This is a genomic window from Roseateles sp., from assembly GCF_047654785.1.
Classification (GTDB): Bacteria; Pseudomonadota; Gammaproteobacteria; order Burkholderiales; family Burkholderiaceae_C; genus Pelomonas.
In genome coordinates, this window is the sequence record NZ_JASGKQ010000003.1 from 827,508 (window position 1) to 841,473 (window position 13,966).

Genomic DNA, 13,966 nt, shown 5'->3' on the forward strand with positions numbered 1-13,966 from the left:
CGTGGAGCTCCACGCCATGGCGCCGGCCGACCTGGACGCCGTGCTGGCGCTGCAGCGGCGCTGCTATGGCGCGGCCTTGCTGGAGCGCCGCGAGGCCTTCGCGGCCAAGCTGGCCGCCACGCAAGGCCAGGATTGCTGCTGGATGGCGCGCCGGCCTGGCGCCCAGGGCGGCGAGCCGCTGGCCTACGCCGTCAGCCTGCCGGCCTGCGAGGCCACGCTGCCGGCGCTGGACGCGCCGCACTGCGAGCGTCCGGCCGCGCCGACGCTGCTCTACCTGCACGACCTGGCCGTCGCGCCCGAGGCGCGCTCGCTCGGGCTGGCCGCGCGGCTGCTCGACACCCTGGCCGCGCGCGCCCGCGCGTTCGGCCTGCGCCGCCTGGGCCTGGTGGCGGTGCAGGGCTCGCTGCGCTACTGGCAGCGCCACGGCTTTGCCGAGCCGGCCGTGCTGGCGCCGGTGCTGGCCGCCAAGCTGGCCAGCTTCGGGCCCGAGGCGCGCTTCCTGGCGCGCGGCGGATGACGCCGATGCCGGCCGGCACGCTGACCCAGTGGGACGACGCCCGGGGCTACGGCTTCATCACGCCCGACGGCGGCGGCGCCAAGGTGTTCGTGCACGCGAAGGCGTTCGGCCCGCGGCCGCACCGGCCCTTCGTGGGCGAGCGGCTCAGCTACCGCGAAGGCCGGGACGCGCAGGGCAAGCGGCGCGCGCAGGACGTGCGCGGCCTGGCGCCCCGCGCGGCGCCGCGTGCGCCCGCCCGGCGCGATGGCGGCCGCGTGCTGCTGCTGGTCCCGGCCTTCGCCGGCCTGGTGCTCGCTGTCCACCTGGCCTGGGGCGTGCCGAACTGGCTCTGGGGCCTGTACTCGGCGATGAGCCTGGCCACCTTCATCACCTACGCGCTGGACAAGCGCGCCGCCATGCGCGGCGACTGGCGCGTGCCCGAGAACACGCTGCACGCGCTGTCGCTGGCCTGCGGCTGGCCGGGGGCGCTGCTGGCGCAGCAGACGCTGCGGCACAAGAGCGCGAAGGCGCCGTTCCGGCGCGTCTACTGGGCGATGGTGCTGCTCAATGTCGCGGCGTTCGCCGCGGTCTTCACGCCGCTGCTGAAAAGCTGAACTCGCCCAGTCCCTCGAAGGCCAGCCTGCCCCGCACCGGGCCGGCCCAGGCATGCAGGCCGCCCCAGGCGCCCGCCGTCACGACGGTGCCGGGCGGCACGGTGGCACCGTTGCGCGTCGCGTGCTGGAACCACGCGGGCAGCACGCCCGCCGGGTCGGCCAGCGAATGCCCGCCGCGGCGCACGATGTCCGGCTGGCCGGGCAGCGCCAGCCGCCATGCGACGTTCGCCCAGTCCAGCGCGCGGTAGGGCTGCCATTCGCCCAGCAGCAGGCCCGCGTTGCTCTGGAAGTCGGCCATGCGCAGCAGCGCCGGGGCCTCCATGCCCTCGGCCCAGCGCGACGCCACCAGCTCGACGGCGATGCACATCGCCTCGGGCGAGCCGTCGGCGCCGACGCGCAGCGCCACCTCGGCTTCGAGGCCCAGCAGCGGGCCTGCCGTCACCGGGCTCACCGGCGAGTGGCTGAACGGCCCCTGCGGTCCCGCGCCGCCGGACTTCCAGCGCGCCCGCGGCCAGCCCAGCGCGCGGGCCACGCCGTCCTGCACGGCATAGGCGTCGGCCTCGCTGCGCACGGCGTGCGCCCAGTCGGCGGCGTTCAGGCGGCTGCCGTCGCGGTGGCAGGCGGCGAGGGCTTGGATCAGTGCTTCGGTCATGAGCGTGAGCGTTGCTGCGGGGCGGTGGCGGGAGGCCGGACCTTAAGATGAAAAACCTGTCGGACGCTGGGTCCGGCAGCGCATTTTTCCGGGAACGGCATGGCACTGAAGTTGGGCTTGGTGGGGATCGGCAAGATCGCCCGTGATCAACACATTCCGGCGATCGCGGCCGACCCGCGCTTCGAGCTGGCGGCCACCGCCAGCCGCAACGCCGGCGTGGACGGCGTGGCCGGCTTCAAGACGGTCGAGGCCATGCTGGCCGAAGTGCCGGAGCTGGACGCCGTCTCCATCTGCACGCCGCCGCAGGCGCATTTCGACGCCGCCCTCGCCGCGCTGCGCGCCGGCAAGCACGTGATGCTGGAGAAGCCGCCCGCGGCCACCACGCGCCAGATCGCGCTGCTGCAGGCCGAGGCCGCCCGCCACGGCCGCACGCTGTTCCAGACCTGGCATTCCCGCTTCGCCGCCGGCGTGGACGCGGCGCGCGACTGGCTGCGCGGCCGCACGCTGACCGGCGGCCGCATCACATGGAAGGAAGACGTGCACCACTGGCACCCGGGCCAGCAATGGATCTTCGACGCCGGCGGCCTGGGCGTGTTCGACCCCGGCATCAACGCGCTGTCGGTGCTGACCGAGGTGCTGGCCGAGGAGGTGGTCGTCAACCAGGCCGTGCTCGAGTTCCCCGAGAACCAGCAGGCGCCCATCGCCGCGCAGCTGGACCTGCGCACCGAGTCCGGCGTGCCGGTGGCGACCGTGTTCGACTTCCGCCAGAAAGGCGAGCAGACCTGGGACATCGAGCTGGTCGCCACGGACGGCCGGCTGCGGCTGTCGCAGGGCGGCGGCGCGCTGGAGATCGACGGCCGGCCGGTGGCCGCCGATGCCGCGCTGGCCGGCGAGTACCCGCGGCTGTATGCGCGCTTCGCCGAGCTGTGCGCGGCCGGGCGCTCGGAGGTGGACTGGCGGCCGTTCCAGCTGGTGGCGGATGCCTTCCTGATCGGCGAGCGCCGCACGGTGGCCGCGCATCAGGTGTGAGCGCCGCGGCGTTCAGCCGAACCTGAAGCTGGACGCCGTCACGCCGCCGAAGAAGCCGGTCTCGTGGTAGATGCAGGTGGCCGCGTCGCCCTCGGCGGCGCCGGCCGCCACCATCAGCGGCAGCAGGTGCTCCTCGCGCGGGTGGGCCAGCCGCGCGGCGGGCGCGCGGGCCCAGGCCTGCAGGCGCCCGGCGCGGCCCTCGGGCGCGGGCAGGGCGGTTTGCAGCCAGGCGTCGAACTGTGCCGAGGGCTCGCGGCCGGCCGGCCCGTACAGCCGCAGGTTGTGGAAGCTGAAGCCGCTGCCGAGGATGAGCACGCCGTCGTCGCGCAGCGGCGCCAGCGCGCGGCCCAGCGCCAGGTGCTCGGCCGGGTCCAGGCCCTGCCTCAGCGACAGCTGCACGACCGGCATGTCCGCCTGCGGATGCATCGGCACCAGCGTGCAGAAGGCGCCGTGGTCCAGGCCGCGCCCGGCATCGCGCGCGACGGGCAGGCCGGCGGCCGCGACCCGCGCGGCGACGCGCTCGGCCAGCGCCGGGTCGCCGGGGGCGGGGTAGCGCAGCGCGTAGGTGTGCGGCGGGAAGCCGCCGTAGTCGTACAGCAGGCCGGGCGCGGGCGAGGTGCTCACCGTGAAGGCGGCCTCCTCCCAGTGGGCCGACACCATCAGGATGGCCCGCGGCTGCTCCGGCAGCGTGGCCGGCAGCGCCTGCAGCGCGGCCTCCAGCCGCGCGTGGGCACGGCGGTAGTCGCCGTCCATGAAGGGCCAGGGGCCGCCGCCGTGGGACAGGAAGAAAGTGGGCTGTTTCATCAGGCCGCCAGCCTAGGCCCGGTCCGTGCGGCCGGCGTTCGGCGCAGCCGCCGGCAGCGCTCAAAGCGACTGAACTGATAATCCGCGCCCCATGTCCGACCCCCGCTCCACGCCCGCCCCCGACGAGCCGCGCTCCGCCGACGAGTTCTTCCGCGACGCCGCCGCGCCGGTGGACTCGCTGCTGTGGTGGCAGCTGGAGCGCCACGAGGCGCTGCTGGCCGCGCAGCGGGCGCTGTTCGGCGGCGAGGCGGCCTGGGTGCGGCTGCGGGTGTGGGTGTTCCTGGAGCTGATGGCGCTGCCGGCCGCGCGGCTGGCGCGCGACGCGCTGAACCGCCACTTCCACCACGTGCGCGAGGACGCGCTGGAGACCGTGCTCAAGCGCCTGCGCGACGCCGGCCTGCTGCACTGGGACGCCTCCACGCAGACCTATGCGATCACGCCGCTGGCGCAGTCGGTGGTGGCCATGCTGCAGCCGCTGACGGCCGATGCCGCCGACGCCGACGACGACCTCGCCGCGTTGCTGGCCGGCGTGGCCGGCGCCCACCAGCTGGGCCTGCTGGAGCCGCAGCGGCTGGGCATGCTGCAGGCGCAGCTGGCGCGGCTGCGCGAGGAATTCGCCGACGCGATGGCCAGCGGCAGCGAGTTCGAGCTGCGCCGCGCCAACGCCCGCTTCGAGCGCGCGATGACGCTGGTGGACCGCGCCAGCGACGCGGTCAAGGCCATCATCGAGCAGGCCCAGGCCAGCGGCCACGCGCGGCTGGAGCGGCTGGCGCGCGACCTCGCCAGCGCGCAGGCCGGCCTGCTCGTGATGGCCAGCCAGTTCAACCGCGCGCTGCAGCAGGCCGACCGCCAGCGCGTCACGCTGGGCTCCACCGGCGTCACCACCACCGACCTGCGCCAGTGGCTGCAGCGCCAGGCCGGCGCCGGGCAGCTCGCCGCGCTGCTGGGCGACGCGCTCGGGGCCGGCGTGCAGCCGGTGTTCGTCGCGGCGCAGGAGCTGGTGGACGGCGCCGAGGCCGAGTTCGAGCGCGACCGGCCCCGGCCCGCCGACGCGGCCGGCCTGCCCACGGCCCAGGCCGCGCCGGACGGCCGCCTCGAAGTGCTGAGCCTGCCGCCCGAGCTGGGCGCGCTGCAGGCGCTGCTGGACGGCTGGACGGCCGAGGGCCGCGCCGCCCAACCCGTGGCGCCCGCCGTGCTGGGCGGCAGCTATGCCAGCGCGGCCTACCGCGCCCAGTTGCTGCCGCTGCTCGGCGACCCGCAGGCCCGCCACCTGAAGGGCGCCACCGGCGACATGGCCCGCCAGCCCTGGCGCGTGCGCTGGCACGCCGAGCAGGGCGCCATCGACGACGCGTTCGTGGCCTGGATGAGCCGCGGCGACCTCCTGAGCGAATCCGAACCGACATGAACGCACTCGACGACGCCGCCAGCCTGGCGGCCCAACTGCTGGCGCGCCGCTGGCTCCCGCGCAGCCACCCGCTGGTCAAGCGCGCGCTGATCGACGCCGACCTCTGGGCCGCCGTCACCGCGCGGCTGGCCGGCGTGGGCTGCCGGCTGGTGGACAACGTCTACGCCGAGCACGTCGGCGTGGCGCTGCTGCGGCCGGCCGAGGGCGCCGTGTTCGGCGAGACCGGCCTGGCCGCCAACAACAACCTGGAGCTGCCGCGCGACGGCGTGTCGCTGCTGGTCGTGCTGTGGAGCCTGATCGTGCTGCCCAAGCGCCAGCGCCAGCTCAACCGCGCCGACGCGGCCGGTGAGCAGCAGGGCGAGATGTTCGCGGCCGACAAGCCGCTGCCCGCCGCCGCCAGCGTGGCGCCGACGCTGAGCTACCGCAGCCTGCTGGCCGACTTCGGCGACCAGCTCGGCAAGAAGGTGCGGCTGGACGGCAACCTCAAGCTGCTGGAGCGCCACGGCTTCATCACGCGCCGCGGCGAGGACATCGCCGAAGGCCCGTTGCTGGACCTGCTGCTGGACTACGACCAGCTCGCCCCGCGCATCCTCGACGGCGCGCTGGCCGACGTGCTGGCCCGCGCCACCGACGCCGCGGCCGCGCCCGCGCTGGCCGAGATCCAGGCCGCCCGCCAGGACCCCGAAGACACACCGAGCGACGACTGATGTTCCACCTGCAAACCCTGGAACTGCTGCACTGGGACTACTGCCAGCGCGTCACGCTGCCGCTGGACGGCAACATCATCACCATCGCCGGCCCCAACGGCTCGGGCAAGACCACGCTGCTGGACGCGCTGCGCACGCTGCTGGGCCTGGAGTGCTCGGGCGGCCGCACCTTCCGCACCTACGCCCGCCACGCCAACGCCGAGACCGCCTGGCTGCGCGCGCTGGTGGACAACCGCCCGCGCGGCCGGCAGAACAGCAGCCGGCCGTTCGCGTCGTCGCTGCTGTATGCGGACCAGGTGACGCTGGCCTGCCGCATCGAGCGCCAGGGCGGCGACTGGGTCCGGCGCTACCTGATCGTCGAGGGCGCCGTCGAGATCGAGCAGCTCGCCGAGAAGGGCGAGCGCGAGTGGCTGGGCGTCGAGGCCTGGCGCAAGCGGCTGGAGGCGGCCGGCCTGACGCGCGCCATCGGCCGCGTGCTGGCGCTGGAGCAGGGCCAGACCGACCGGCTCTGCGAGCTCAGCCCCAAGGAGCTGCTGCGCCTGGTGTTCGAGGTGTTCGGCGACCAGGAGGTGCTGGACCGCTACGAGCAGGCGCGCGGCCACCAGCAGCAGCTCGCCCGCGAGGTGCAGGCGGCCGAGGGCGAGCTGGCGCGCGCGCAGGCGCAGCTGGCCGAGCTGGCCCACCGCGTCACCAGCTACCGGCAGTGGCAGCTCAAGATCGCCGAGCGCGAGCGCCTGGCGACCGAGGTGCTGCCCGTCATGCAGTGGAGCGAGGCGCGCGAGCGGCTGGCGCGCGACGGCCGCGACCTGCACCGCGCGCGGCTGTTCGCGGCGGAGGACGGCCGCCGGCTGTCCGCCAAGCGCGCGACGCTGCACGAGCTGTTCGCCGAGCACGAGGCCACGCAGGCGCGGCTGGCAGCGCTGGACGAGGAGCGCCGCCAGGCCCGCGCCGCGTTCGACACCGCCCGCGAGGCCGAGAAGCCGGTCGAGCAGACCGTTCGGCGCGAGGACGAGCTGAAGGCGCTGGCCGACGTGGAGGCGGACGCCGCCGCGCTGGCCGCGCGCACGCAGGCGCTGGCCGCCGACCGGGACCGGCTGCGCGGCGACTACACGCGCGCCGACGACAAGCTGCGCCATGTGCAGGGCCTGCTCCACGAGCTGAAGGACAAGCGCCTGCCGCCGCCGCCGCCCGAGGTCGGCCCGATGCGCCGCGCGCTGGACGAGGCCGGCATCGCCCACCACGTCGTCGCCGACAGCATCGACATCGCCGACGAGCGCTGGCGCGCCGCCGCCGAGGGCGTGCTGCGCGGCTCGCGCTGGGTCGTCGTGCTGAAGCAGCGCGGCGACGAGGGGCGCGCCTTCGGCATCGCCGAGCGGCTGAAGTACCGGCACTACGTGGTGTCCGACGCCGCGCCGGTGCCGCCGGCCCGGGCCGGCTCGCTGCTGGCCGCGCTGCAGGTCGGCGCGCCGCTGCCGACCTGGCTCATCCGCCAGCTCGACGGCATCCGCTGCGTGGCCAGCACGGCCGAGGGTGCGAGCGTGGGTGGCGAATGGATCACGCCCGAGGCCTACTACCGCGACGGCCGCGGCGGCCGCAGCGTCTTCGTGCCGCCGTCCGACCACCAGTTCGGCGCCAACGCCGTGGCCGCGCGCCGCGCCTCGCTGGAGGCCGAGCTGGCGCGGCTGGACGGCGAGCTGACCCGCGTGGCCAAGGCGCAGGGCGAGGTCGAGCGCCAGCTCAAGGACGCGCAGCGCGCCGCGCAGGGCCACAAGGCCGCCGTCGAGCTGGGCGAGCGGGCCGGCGAGTTCGCCGAGGCGCGCGCGCGGCTGCCGGCGCTGAAGCAGGCCCGCGCCGAGGCGTCCACGCGCATGCAGGCGCTGGAGGCCGAGCACGACCGGCTCGTCAAGGCCTCGGCCCGCAGCGAGGACGGCTACCACCGCGCCCAGCAGGAGCTGGCCGACGGCGAGGCCCGCCAGGCCCAGGCCGCGCGCGAGCACGGCCAGCGCCGCACCGCGCTGGCGCAGGCCGCCCGCGAGTCCCGCGCGGCGCGCGGCGGCTTCCCGCCGCGCTGGGTCGCGCCCGCCGCGCTGGCCGCGCTGCGCGACGAGTTCGAGAACGCCCGCCAGGCCGAGATCCGCTCGCACCACGTCGAGCAGGAGCTGGCCAGCGGCGTGTGGGAGACCGACGCCACCGTCGTCGACCGCCACACCCGCATGGAGATGCAGGTGCGCGAACAGGACGCTCAGCTCGGCGACCGCCGCGCCAGCAACGCGCTGGCCGCCACCGCCGCCAGCAACGCCCGCGAGCGCTACATCGACGTGCTGCGCGCCACCGTGCGCCGCTACAAGAAGAACGTGGCCGAACTGGGCGAGCTGGCCGGCGTCGTCGCCGAGGCGCAGCTGCCGCACCTGGACAACGACGACACCGTGCTCGCCCAGGCCGGCCTGCACGTCAGGTTCAACTTCGACGGCAAGGGCGAGGTCGGCCTGAACGACGGCGAGGCCTCGGGCGGCCAGCAGGTGCTCAAGAGCCTGATCCTGCTCGTCGGGCTGATGAAGGACGACGAGACGCCGGGCGGCTTCGTCTTCATCGACGAGCCGTTCGCGCACCTGGACGTGCGCAACATCCAGCTCGTCGGCCACTTCCTGCGCAGCACGCGCGCGCAATACCTGCTGACGACGCCGATCACGCACAACGTCGAGGTGTTCGAGCCCAGCGAGATCACGCTGGTGACCAGCAAGAAGCCGCGCGGCGAACGCTGGGCGCCGCCGATCGCGGTGCTGGCGAGGCGGCCTGAGGTCAGTGAGTACGCTTGAACTGAGCGCCAGCCGCACGCGCCGGCAACGGGCCGCGGCGCGGCCGCAGTGGCCGGCCGGGCTGCCGGCGCTGGACGTGGACGAGCGCGGGCTGCTGGCCGACTGGCTGCGCGGCAGCGCGGCGTCGCGCCGGTGGCAGGCGCTGCTGGAGGCGGCCGGCCCGGCCCGCATCGAGCTGGCGGACCGGCTGGCCGAGCGGGCGCTGGCGGCCGGCCTGTGCACGGTGGACGAGCGCTTCGCGCACGGCCGCTGGCAGCGCACGGCCGTGCAGTGGGTGGCGCTGGAGGCGCTGCAGGCCGCGCTGGGCCTGCCCACGCGCAGCCAGCGCGAGGCCCGCCGCGAGGCGCTGGCCGCGCGGCTGGCGGCGCTGATGGACGACGCGCTCGTCGGCGAGGCGGCGCAGGCGCTGGCCGAGTCGCGCATGGCGGCCGGGCCGGCCGAGGCGCGCGCCGCGCTGCTGGAGGCCCTGCGCGGCTGGGTGGCCGGCGGCGAGCAGGGCCTGCGCCGCGACTTCGCGCTGCGCCTGGGCCACACCAAGGCCGTCACCGACGGCGAGTGGCAGTGGCTGGCGCGCCACTTCGACCTGCCGGCGCTGGGCATCGACGCCTTTGCGCCGACGCTGACGCTGGCCGGCGACCTGAGCCTGCACTGGGCCGGCGGCCGGCGGCTGGACCTCGGCGTGGCGGCCTTCCACACGCTGCCGGCCGACGCGCTGGCGGGCGTGCAGGCCGCGGCGCCGCCCGGCCGCTGGTGGCTGATCGAGAACCGCGCCAGCTTCGAGAAGCAGGCCGCGCGGCGCGCGCCGGGCGATGCGCTGGTGTGGATCGCCGGCCGGCCGACGCGCGCCTGGGCGCAGGCGATGGCGCGGCTGCTGGCCCTGGCGCCCGCGCCGGCCGCCGTCAGCGCTGACGCCGACCCGGCCGGCATCGAGATCGCGCTGGCCGCCGCCCGGCCCTGGGTGGACGCCGGCCTGGCCTGGGAGGCCGTGGCGATGGAGCCCGCGCGGCTGGCCCGGGCCGGCCTGCCGCCGCTGGGCCGCTACGACCGCGCGCTGCTGGCGCGGCTGTCGGCCCGCGAGCTGCCGCCCGCGCTGGCGGCGCTGCGCGAGGCCCTGACCGAACGCGGCGTGAAGGCCGAACAGGAGGGCTGGCTGTGACCGCCGACGACTGGGACCGCCCCGACCCCTTCACGCTGGCGCTGGCGCCGCAGCCGGGCGACATCGACGGCCTGGGCCACACCAACAACGCCGTCTACGTGCAGTGGTGCGAACGCGCCGGCTGGGCGCACTCCGAGGCGCTGGGCCTGGGCCTCGCGGACTACCGGCGGCTGGACCGCGCGATGGCCATCCGCGAGGGGCATTACGACTATCTGCTGCCCTCGTTCGAGGGCGAGGCGCTGCTGCTGGGCACCTGGCTGACGCAGTGCGACGGCAAGCTGACGATGGAGCGCCGCTTCCAGCTGCGCCGCGCGAGCGACGGCGCCACGCTGCTGCGCGGGCGCTGGGCGCTGGTCTGCATCGAGATCGGCAGCGGCAGGCCGCGGCGCATGCCGGCGGAGTTCCTGGCCGTGTACGGGGCGGCCGTCGCCGGGTGATATACGGTTCATATACGAATCGTATATAGTGCCGGCATGGGAATCGTCAAAATCTCCGACCCGCTGCACGAGAGCCTGCGCCTTGCCAGCCAGGCGCTGTCGCGCTCCATCAACGCCCAGGCCGAGCACTGGATGCGCATCGGCATGCTGGCCGAGCTGCACCCGCAGCTCAGCCACAGCGAGATCTGCCAGCTGCTGATCCGCGCCGAGCAGGAAGGCGGGCTGGACCTGGCCCGCGTGGCCGGCTGGGCCCGGCCGGCGCCGGCCAAGGGGGCGCGCTCATGAAAAGCCTGAAGCTGCGCACGCCCGCCGAGGTCGCCAAGGCCCGCGAGGCCGGGCACCTGATCGCCGAGGTGCTGGCCATGCTCAAGCCCCACGTCGTGCCCGGCGTGACGACCGGCGAGCTGGACGACCTCTGCCACGACTACATCGTCAACACGCTGAAGTGCATCCCGTCCAACGTCGGCTACCACGGCTACCCGAAGACGGCCTGCATCTCGCCCAACCACGTCGTCTGCCACGGCATCCCGAGCCGGGACAAGCGGCTCAAGAAGGGCGACATCGTCAACGTGGACGTGACGCTGACCAAGGACGGCTGGTTCGGCGACAGCAGCCGCATGTTCTTCGTCGGCGAGGCCAATGTGCTGGCGCGGCGGCTGGTCATGACGACCTACGAGGCGCTGCGCGCGGGCATCCGCCAGGTGCGGCCGGGCGCGACGCTGGGCGACGTGGGCCACGCGATCCAGAAGGTCGCGCACGCGGCCGGCTTCAGCGTCGTGCGCGAGTACGGCGGCCATGGCATCGGCGACGTCTACCACGACGAGCCGCACGTCAACCACTTCGGCCGCCCCGGCGAGGGTCTGCGCCTGCAGGAGGGCATGATCTTCACGATCGAGCCCATGCTCAACGCGGGCGCCGCCGCCATCCGCGAGCTGAGCGACGGCTGGACGGTGGTGACCAAGGACCACTCGCTGTCGGCGCAATGGGAGCACATGGTGGCCGTGACCCGGGACGGCTTCGAGGTCCTGACGCCGTGGCCGGATGGGGTGGGGGAGTATCCGGCGATTGATTGAGGCGGCCGGGTGGCGGCGGCGCTCGACGCCCCGGCCATCGAGCCCCGGGGCAGCCCCCGCGCCGCCCCGGCGCCTCACACCGCCAGCAGTTCGACCTCGAACAGCAGCGTCGCATTCGGCGGGATCACGCCGCCGGCGCCGTATTCGCCGTAGGCCAGTTCGGGCGGCAGCACCAGCATGCGCGTGCCGCCGACCTTCATGCCCTGCACGCCTTCGTCCCAGCCCTGGATGACTTCGCCGCCGCCCAGCTGGAACTGGAAGGGCTGGCCGCGGTCCTTGCTGGAGTCGAACTTCTTGCCGCGCAGGCCGTCCTTGTAGAGCCAGCCGGTGTAGTGCACCGACACGCGCCGGCCCGCCTCGGCGGTGGCGCCGTCGCCCAGCGCGCGGTCCTCGAACTGCAGGCCGCTGGCGGCCGCCTGCAGGTTCAGCGCCACGGGCTCGGGGCCGCCGGCCAGGCCGAGCAGCTCGACCTCGAAGCACAGCGTCGCGTTCGGCGGGATCACGCCGCCCGCGCCGCGCGCGCCGTAGCCCAGGCCGGCCGGGATGATCAGCGTGCGCCGGCCGCCGGTCTTCATGCCCTGCACGCCTTCGTCCCAGCCGCGGATGACCATGCCGGCGCCCAGCTCGAACTCGAACGGGTCGCCCCGGTCCTTGCTGGAATCGAACTTGGCCGCCTTCCGGCCATCGACCCAGAGCCAGCCGGTGTAGTGGACGGTGACGTCCTGGCCGGCCTGGGCCTGCGGGCCGTCGCCGACGACGGTGTCTTCGTACTGCAGGCCGGTGGGCGTGGTGTTCATGGGGACAGTCCTTCCGTGGGAAAACGCCGGATTGTCGCCGCCCGGTGCGGCCAGCGTGCCGCGGCCTCGGCCAGCAGGCGGCCGACGGGGCCGCGGCCGTCCAGCGCCAGGCCCAGGTGCCCGGCGGCTTCCGACAGCCGCGCGGCCGGGTCGCCCAGGTCCAGCGCCGCCGCGCCGTTCTGCTTGGACAGCTTGTGCCCGTCCGCCGCCAGCACCAGCGGCGTGTGCAGGTAGCGCGGCGTGGGCAGGCCCAGGCGCCGCTGCAGCGCGATCTGGCGCGGCGTGTTGTCGGCCAGGTCTTCGCCGCGCACGACGTCGGTGATGCCTTGCGCGGCGTCGTCCACGACGACCGCGAGCTGGTAGGCCCACAGGCCGTCGGCGCGCTTCAGCACGAAGTCGCCGACCTCCGCGGCCAGGTCCTGCGACTGCGCGCCCAGGCGGCGGTCCCGCCAGTCGACGCGGGCGCCGTCTTCCCCGTCGGCATCGACGCGGAAGCGCCATGCGCGCACCGGGCGGCCGCGCGTGCCGTGGCGGCAGGTGCCGGGGTAGACCAGCTCGCCGTGCTTCGCGCGCGGGCCGGCGAGGCGGGCCTGGGCGGCGGCGATCTCGGCGCGGGTGCAGGCGCAGCCGTAGGCGTGGCCGGCGGCGGCCAGGCGGTCCAGCGCGGCCTGGTACCGCTCGCCGCGGCGGGACTGCCGCACCGGCGGCTCGTCGGCGTGCAGCCCCAGCGCCGCGAGCTGGCCGAGGATGAGCTCGTCCATGCCCGGCGGGCAGCGCGGGCCGTCCACGTCCTCGAGGCGCACCAGCCAGCGGCCGCCGTGGGCGCGCGCATCCAGCCAACCGGCCAGCGCGGCCACCAGCGAGCCGGCGTGCAGCGGGCCGGTGGGCGACGGGGCGAAGCGGCCGCAGTAGGGCGTCACAGCAGCAGGCCCTCGTGCTGCGCCAGCAGCGCGGCGCGCGTCGTCTCGCTGCGCAGCCGCGCCAGCCACCAGGCCAGCGCCTTGCCGGGGGCGGCGCCGGTGTCGCGCCAGGCGTAGTGGATGGCGGCGTCGCGCAGGCCTTCGTAGGTGGACTTGCGCACCAGCCGGCCGGCCTCGGCGTGCCGGCGCACCATGGGCGCGGGTACGGAGCCGCAGCCCAGGCCGCGCAGCAGGCCCTCGACCTTGGCGGCCAGCGACGGCAGCGTCAGCACGTCCTGCCCGGGCAGCACGCCGATGGTGACGGGCTGCAGCTGGCGGGCGCTGTCGGCCACGGTGATGACGCGGTGCTCGGCGATCTGCGCAGCGGTCAGCGGCTCGGGCGCGCCGGCCAGCGGGTGGTGCGGCGCGACGCAGAAGGCGAACTCCAGCGCCCCCAGCGGCTCGCTCTGGATGGCGGCGTTGGGCGTGCGCGGCGGCATGCCGATGGCGATGTCGGCCTGGCCGCTGAGCAGCGCCTCCCAGGTGCCGGACAGCACCTCCACGCGCAGCTTCAGCCGCGTGGGCGGCGGGCCGCCGCCGTCCAGGCGCTGGGCGTAGAAGGCTTCCATCAGGTCGAACAGCGCGCGGCGGGCGAGCGCGTCGTCCACCGCGATCGTCAGCTCGCTCTCCCAGCCGGTGGCGATGCGGCGCACCCGGTTGGCCACGGCGTCCAGCTCCTGCAGCAGGCGCCGGCCCTCGGTGAGCAGCTCCTGCCCGGCGCGGGTCAGCACGGCCTGGCGGGAGCTGCGGTCGAACAGCAGCACGTCCAGCGCGTCTTCCAGCTGGCGCACGGCATAGGTCAGCGCCGACGGCACGCGCCCCATCTCGCGGGCGGCGGCGGCGAAGCTGCCGGTGCGGGCGATGGTGTCCATCATGGACAGCGCCTCGGGCGTGAGGGCGCGGCGTTTGTCGGCGTTGTGCGGCATCCGTTCAGTCTATTTGAATGGTGTCCCCCGGCGCGGCTGGGCGATGGCGGCGGGCGCGCTGCCTACAGTGGCGCCATCGCATCGAGCCCGGAGCC

The 13,966-nt window shown here is 75.4% G+C and carries 15 protein-coding genes and 1 pseudogene; 10 read left to right on the top strand and 6 right to left on the bottom strand.

All coding sequences use genetic code 11. The annotated features are described in order from the left end of the window. Position 1 precedes the first annotated feature (1 nt). Positions 2-517, top strand: a complete 516-nt coding sequence (locus QM788_RS12865) for a GNAT family N-acetyltransferase (RefSeq protein WP_415661872.1) — start codon at positions 2-4, stop codon at positions 515-517. Further along, the gene (locus QM788_RS12870) at positions 514-1,110 is read left to right on the top strand and encodes a DUF1294 domain-containing protein (RefSeq protein WP_415661873.1); all 597 of its coding nucleotides are present in this window, start codon (positions 514-516) and stop codon (positions 1,108-1,110) included. Before QM788_RS12865 ends, QM788_RS12870 begins: the two co-directional genes overlap by 4 nt. Here QM788_RS12870 and QM788_RS12875 read toward each other — a convergent pair. After that, entirely contained in the window at positions 1,088-1,762 is a 675-nt protein-coding gene (locus QM788_RS12875; protein WP_415661874.1) for a 2-keto-4-pentenoate hydratase, read from the bottom strand. The two genes, QM788_RS12870 and QM788_RS12875, sit on opposite strands and share 23 nt — an antisense overlap. 99 nt (positions 1,763-1,861) lie before the next feature. Here QM788_RS12875 and QM788_RS12880 point away from each other — a divergent pair, with 99 nt between their 5' ends. Next, positions 1,862-2,791, top strand: coding sequence for a Gfo/Idh/MocA family protein (locus QM788_RS12880; RefSeq protein ID WP_415661875.1), 930 nt, complete (start codon positions 1,862-1,864; stop codon positions 2,789-2,791). A gap of 12 nt (positions 2,792-2,803) precedes the next feature. On the opposite strand, the gene QM788_RS12885 is transcribed toward QM788_RS12880, so the two are convergent. Further along, positions 2,804-3,595, bottom strand: a complete 792-nt coding sequence (locus QM788_RS12885; RefSeq protein ID WP_415661876.1) for a DODA-type extradiol aromatic ring-opening family dioxygenase — start codon at positions 3,593-3,595, stop codon at positions 2,804-2,806. Positions 3,596-3,686: 91 nt separating this feature from the next. Between QM788_RS12885 and QM788_RS12890 the strand changes: the two genes are divergently transcribed. From QM788_RS12890 to map, 7 genes are read left to right on the top strand one after another with little or no spacing between them, the layout of a single operon-like run. Further along, entirely contained in the window at positions 3,687-5,000 is a 1,314-nt protein-coding gene (locus tag QM788_RS12890) for a hypothetical protein (protein WP_415661877.1), read from the top strand. Next, a complete protein-coding gene (locus QM788_RS12895; RefSeq protein WP_415661878.1) occupies positions 4,997-5,707 on the top strand; it encodes a hypothetical protein in 711 nt (236 codons plus the stop codon). The genes QM788_RS12890 and QM788_RS12895 overlap by 4 nt, the downstream gene beginning before the upstream one ends. Continuing rightward, the gene (locus QM788_RS12900; RefSeq protein WP_415661879.1) at positions 5,707-8,523 is read left to right on the top strand and encodes an ATP-binding protein; all 2,817 of its coding nucleotides are present in this window, start codon (positions 5,707-5,709) and stop codon (positions 8,521-8,523) included. Before QM788_RS12895 ends, QM788_RS12900 begins: the two co-directional genes overlap by 1 nt. Next, positions 8,510-9,679, top strand: a complete 1,170-nt coding sequence (locus QM788_RS12905; RefSeq protein WP_415661880.1) for a hypothetical protein — start codon at positions 8,510-8,512, stop codon at positions 9,677-9,679. Before QM788_RS12900 ends, QM788_RS12905 begins: the two co-directional genes overlap by 14 nt. Next, a complete protein-coding gene (locus QM788_RS12910; RefSeq protein ID WP_415661881.1) occupies positions 9,676-10,116 on the top strand; it encodes an acyl-CoA thioesterase in 441 nt (146 codons plus the stop codon). The genes QM788_RS12905 and QM788_RS12910 overlap by 4 nt, the downstream gene beginning before the upstream one ends. A gap of 36 nt (positions 10,117-10,152) precedes the next feature. Next, the gene (locus QM788_RS12915; RefSeq protein ID WP_415661882.1) at positions 10,153-10,401 is read left to right on the top strand and encodes a ParD-like family protein; all 249 of its coding nucleotides are present in this window, start codon (positions 10,153-10,155) and stop codon (positions 10,399-10,401) included. After that, a complete protein-coding gene (map, locus tag QM788_RS12920) occupies positions 10,398-11,189 on the top strand; it encodes a type I methionyl aminopeptidase (RefSeq protein ID WP_415661883.1) in 792 nt (263 codons plus the stop codon). Before QM788_RS12915 ends, map begins: the two co-directional genes overlap by 4 nt. A gap of 74 nt (positions 11,190-11,263) precedes the next feature. On the opposite strand, the gene QM788_RS12925 is transcribed toward map, so the two are convergent. The 4 genes and pseudogenes from QM788_RS12925 to QM788_RS12940 all read right to left on the bottom strand — a co-directional run bounded on the left by QM788_RS12925 (position 11,264) and on the right by QM788_RS12940 (position 13,871). After that, positions 11,264-11,611: an FKBP-type peptidyl-prolyl cis-trans isomerase gene (locus QM788_RS12925; RefSeq protein ID WP_415662984.1), complete on the bottom strand. Its 348-nt coding sequence runs from the start codon at positions 11,609-11,611 to the stop codon at positions 11,264-11,266. 30 nt (positions 11,612-11,641) lie between these two features. Next, a pseudogene (locus QM788_RS12930) lies at positions 11,642-11,986 on the bottom strand (FKBP-type peptidyl-prolyl cis-trans isomerase); the annotation flags it as partial. Next, on the bottom strand, positions 11,983-12,906 hold the full coding sequence (gluQRS, locus tag QM788_RS12935) for a tRNA glutamyl-Q(34) synthetase GluQRS (RefSeq protein ID WP_415661884.1): 924 nt from the start codon (positions 12,904-12,906) through the stop codon (positions 11,983-11,985). The pseudogene QM788_RS12930 and the gene gluQRS, both read right to left, overlap by 4 nt. Next, a complete protein-coding gene (locus QM788_RS12940; RefSeq protein ID WP_415661885.1) occupies positions 12,903-13,871 on the bottom strand; it encodes a LysR substrate-binding domain-containing protein in 969 nt (322 codons plus the stop codon). The genes gluQRS and QM788_RS12940 overlap by 4 nt, the downstream gene beginning before the upstream one ends. Positions 13,872-13,966 lie beyond the last annotated feature (95 nt).

Excerpts from the sequence above, each read along its gene's own strand:
- QM788_RS12880 (WP_415661875.1), top strand. The coding sequence starts at position 1,862 with ATGGCACTGAAGTTGGGCTTGGTGGGGATCGGCAAGATCGCCCGTGAT.
- QM788_RS12875 (WP_415661874.1), bottom strand. The coding sequence starts at position 1,762 with ATGACCGAAGCACTGATCCAAGCCCTCGCCGCCTGCCACCGCGACGGC.
- QM788_RS12900 (WP_415661879.1), top strand. The coding sequence starts at position 5,707 with ATGTTCCACCTGCAAACCCTGGAACTGCTGCACTGGGACTACTGCCAG.
- QM788_RS12890 (WP_415661877.1), top strand. The coding sequence starts at position 3,687 with ATGTCCGACCCCCGCTCCACGCCCGCCCCCGACGAGCCGCGCTCCGCC.
- QM788_RS12870 (WP_415661873.1), top strand. The coding sequence starts at position 514 with ATGACGCCGATGCCGGCCGGCACGCTGACCCAGTGGGACGACGCCCGG.
- map (WP_415661883.1), top strand. The coding sequence starts at position 10,398 with ATGAAAAGCCTGAAGCTGCGCACGCCCGCCGAGGTCGCCAAGGCCCGC.
- QM788_RS12915 (WP_415661882.1), top strand. The coding sequence starts at position 10,153 with ATGGGAATCGTCAAAATCTCCGACCCGCTGCACGAGAGCCTGCGCCTT.
- QM788_RS12885 (WP_415661876.1), bottom strand. The coding sequence starts at position 3,595 with ATGAAACAGCCCACTTTCTTCCTGTCCCACGGCGGCGGCCCCTGGCCC.
- QM788_RS12895 (WP_415661878.1), top strand. The coding sequence starts at position 4,997 with ATGAACGCACTCGACGACGCCGCCAGCCTGGCGGCCCAACTGCTGGCG.
- QM788_RS12940 (WP_415661885.1), bottom strand. The coding sequence starts at position 13,871 with ATGCCGCACAACGCCGACAAACGCCGCGCCCTCACGCCCGAGGCGCTG.